The sequence below is a fragment of the Butyricimonas sp. RTP31003st1_G1_RTP31003_210430 genome (genome assembly GCF_040920905.1).
GTDB classification, from domain to species: domain Bacteria; phylum Bacteroidota; class Bacteroidia; order Bacteroidales; family Marinifilaceae; genus Butyricimonas; species Butyricimonas paravirosa.
Map to the genome: position 1 here is coordinate 1 of NZ_JBCOSQ010000129.1, position 3,477 is coordinate 3,477.

General features: G+C 42.6%; 3 protein-coding genes. 2 read left to right on the plus strand and 1 reads right to left on the minus strand.

Annotated features, from left to right (window positions below; all coding sequences use genetic code 11):
• Positions 1-179 precede the first annotated feature (179 nt).
• On the minus strand, positions 180-815 hold the full coding sequence (locus tag AB5542_RS21080) for a LolA family protein (RefSeq protein ID WP_279040337.1): 636 nt from the start codon (positions 813-815) through the stop codon (positions 180-182).
• Between the two features lie 120 nt (positions 816-935).
• On the opposite strand from AB5542_RS21080, the gene AB5542_RS21085 reads away from it, so the two are divergent.
• Both AB5542_RS21085 and cdaA read left to right on the plus strand, forming a co-directional pair.
• Positions 936-1,802, plus strand: coding sequence for a DMT family transporter (locus AB5542_RS21085; protein WP_087422088.1), 867 nt, complete (start codon positions 936-938; stop codon positions 1,800-1,802).
• A gap of 82 nt (positions 1,803-1,884) precedes the next feature.
• Positions 1,885-2,673 carry a diadenylate cyclase CdaA gene (cdaA, locus tag AB5542_RS21090; RefSeq protein ID WP_027201344.1) on the plus strand — a complete coding sequence of 263 codons (789 nt, stop codon included), beginning with the start codon at positions 1,885-1,887 and terminating at the stop codon, positions 2,671-2,673.
• Positions 2,674-3,477 lie beyond the last annotated feature (804 nt).

Below are 3,477 nucleotides of genomic sequence, written 5' to 3' on the forward strand. Positions count from 1 at the left end.
CTCCTCCGTCACTTCGTGCCACCTCCTCTATGAACAGAGGAGGAGCTGGTGATTCTTCCCGAAGAAAGGGAGTATTTTCAACTCTCCCTCTGTTTATAGAGGGAGTACGGCGAAGCCGGGAGGGAGTTCGAGAAATGACTTTTGCCTCTCCTTGTTTTTATGTTACTTTAGTAAATATGCTACCTCAAATCGATAACGTCCACTTCCGGGTGGGCATCCTTGTCAAAACGGAAGAAGGTAACGTCTAGTTCTTTCTCCGGTTTCTTCAAACTTTTAATCGTGATCACCACGTCGTTCCCGTCTTTGCCGAAGGACGTGACTTTTTCCACCATGTTTGTTTTCGTGTTGATCCATACCCCAATCTTGGAGATCTGTTTGTGAGTTTGTTTCGGGGTTAACTCGATGTAGGCTTTGCCATCCTTGTCTTCCACCAACTTCTGGGTGAACTTCTGGTTGTGAATATCGAACAGGATAGAAGGATTCAACATCTCATCTTCGTTCTCGTCCGGTTTTTTGATATTTACCTCTTCTTGATCCGGCATGTACGTGTAGATGACTTCCCCGTCGAAATAGTTGACCACGTCCATCACGTCAATGCGGTACATCTTGTCTTTCATGTATGCTTTCCCGTGATGTGTTTCATTAATATCTTCTGCCTTGTTGATCATGGAAAGGTCAAAAACGATTTCCACGGCAGGGTAGGACTTGATATGTTCGACTGTTTTATCCAGAATTGCCTTTGCTTTTGCGTCTGTCTGGGCGATAGCGAGAGAACCGCATAATGCCAGAACCATGAATGTCAGAATGTACTTCATACAGTGTATTATTTTATATTGTCTTTTTCTTAAAATCAAAAGCAAATATAGGGATTATCCCGTAGATGCAAAAACTTATGGGAAAATTTGCTACTTTCGCACCGTTTTTTGAAAAAGGAAATGGACAAATTTAAAGGGATTCTATTTGCGGCATTGTCGGCGGCTACCTTCGGGTTGATTCCGCTGTATGCAAACCAGGCAATACTGGACGGGGTTAATAATGAAACAATATTAGTGTACCGTTACGGGATAGCGGGAATCGTGTATGCTATTTATTTATTGCTCCGGAGAATGAATATGAGACTGACCCGACGGGAGGTGAAGGAAGTTACGCTTGCCGGGGTCGGGGGATATGGAATCACGGCTTTCTTCCTGATGTGGTCGTATCATTATATGCCCACGGGCGTGGCGACAGCGATTCATTTCTTTTATCCCGTGGTCGTCGCGTTGCTGATGGCTATCTTCTACAAAGAACGGCTACCCTTGGAGGTGAAAGCGGGGATCGTGCTGGCGATATGCGGGGTGTACCTGTTGTCGTGGACACCCGGGGAGGTGAAATGGCTAGGATTATTCTTTGTATTAATGTCCACGGTGACTTATGGGTGTTATATTACCGCACTGAACCGTCCCGTGTTAAAGCGGATGAATCCGGACGTGCTGACTTGCTACGTGTTACTATTCACCGCGCTGTTCTACTTGATCTTGGCCGTGGCACAGGGAAAGATGGAAATCATCACGAGACCCCGGTTCTTGCTGGATATGGTGCAATTGGCCATATTGAGTACGATCGTTTCTGCCCGGTTGCTGGTGGCAGCCGTGAAATTGATCGGTTCCGTACCGAGTTCCGTGTTGGGAACGTTGGAACCGATAACGGCAATCGTCGTGGGAGTGCTTTATTTCAATGAACAATTGACTTACGCGAATTACCTTGGGTTATTGATCGTGATCGTTGCCGTTCTTGTCGTGATTTGCAAGATGAAAAAATAAGGGGGAAAACTTCCGTTATTATGATGTAACCTATTTATTTTTGGCTATTTTTGCGGGTGAAATTGACTTTTAAGAATATCGTATGCTGTTGTTTATAACTATAAACTTTTACACTATAACTGATATATTGCTAGCCGCTTTTATATTTTATCAGGTTTATAAACTGGTGAAAGGGACGGTTGCGATAAATATATTTGCCGGGATTTTTACATTCTACGTGGCATGGTTGCTGGTGAAAGCTCTGAATCTGGAGTTGGTTTCTGGTATCTTGGGACAGTTTATCGGTATGGGAGTGATTGCCTTGCTGATCGTGTTCCAGCAAGAAGTTCGTCGCTTTCTATTATTATTAGGTAGTAAATATAACCTGCAAAACATATTTAACTTGGAGCGGCTTTTTACCAAGACTTCTATAAAAGATGAGGTCGCCGCCGCTATCGTGCAGGCCTGTGATTATTTTTCGAAAACAAAAACGGGTGCTTTGATCGTGTTGTCCCAGAATTCGGAGTTGTACAATTACGCGCAAACGGGTGTGTTGATCCGTTCGATCGTGTCGGAGGAGTTGCTTGAAAATATCTTCTTTAAGAATTCCCCGTTACATGACGGTGCGGTAATTATCGCGGATAACAAGATTTTGGCGGCGCGGTGTATTTTGCCGGTTTCCGATAACACGAATATTCCCGGGAGTTTGGGGTTGAGACATCGTGCAGCGATTGGAATGAGTGCCGTGACCGATGCTCACATCATCGTGGTCAGTGAAGAAACCGGAAATATTTCTTTTGTGAAGGATGGGCATTTCAAGGTGCGGATCACCCCGCAAGAATTGAACAGTTTCTTGCACAATGATTTCACGGGTTTCGTCGTGAATAAGTAATCCTGTTGTTTTTCTTTTATCATATTTGTAAATTATTCGTTCGTGTACCTTGGTTCGCTTGTGGTCTATGGATAGAAGGGGACATGAACATTGCATCTTCATAGCATAAACATAGCATAAACACTGACGGGTGTTGTTGATGAGTTAGAGGAGGGTATCTGTCTAGTTTATTTCCTAGTTTATCCCATGATATTCCATAGAACAAACGCTGGTCACAGGTGGAAGATAGGGTATAAAGACGTATCATTTTCGAATCAAAGACGAATCAAAGACGTTCACGAACGGCTTTGTACCGGCTTTGAGGCGGCTTTGTACCGAGGTTGATTCCTGTCTTTAACCTTATTTCAATAGTATTATCCTGAAAAAAGTTCCCATTCTAACGTTTTGCCAATCATGCTTTTGGTGTGTATTGATGAAAATAATTGAAAAATAATTGTGAAAATATTTGGAGAAGGGGAAAAGTTTGCCTTATCTTTGCACCCGCAAAACAAGAAACAGTGCAAGCATGAACGAGGCTAGAAAGGTGGTTTCTTGTAAAGTTCTTGAAATGTTGAAATGGAAATAAGACAATCCTTCTTTTGCTTGAGTAATTCAAAATATCGAATTACGAGGCTTTTGAAAAAAAAGTTTGAAAAAACTTTGAAAAAGATTTGGAAGGTAACGAAAAAAGGTCTTATCTTTGCATCCGCTTTCGCTCTTAAAACGAGCGAGGCTAAAACAAGAAAGAAAGAGTTCTTTAAGATATTGAAATGAACAAAACGTAGCGAGCGTGAATCGAAATCGACGGTAGTCGAGATTCATGAA

Coding starts and splice junctions, on each gene's coding strand:
- AB5542_RS21080 (WP_279040337.1), bottom strand. CDS start 815: ATGAAGTACATTCTGACATTCATGGTTCTGGCATTATGCGGTTCTCTC.
- cdaA (WP_027201344.1), top strand. CDS start 1,885: ATGCTGTTGTTTATAACTATAAACTTTTACACTATAACTGATATATTG.
- AB5542_RS21085 (WP_087422088.1), top strand. CDS start 936: ATGGACAAATTTAAAGGGATTCTATTTGCGGCATTGTCGGCGGCTACC.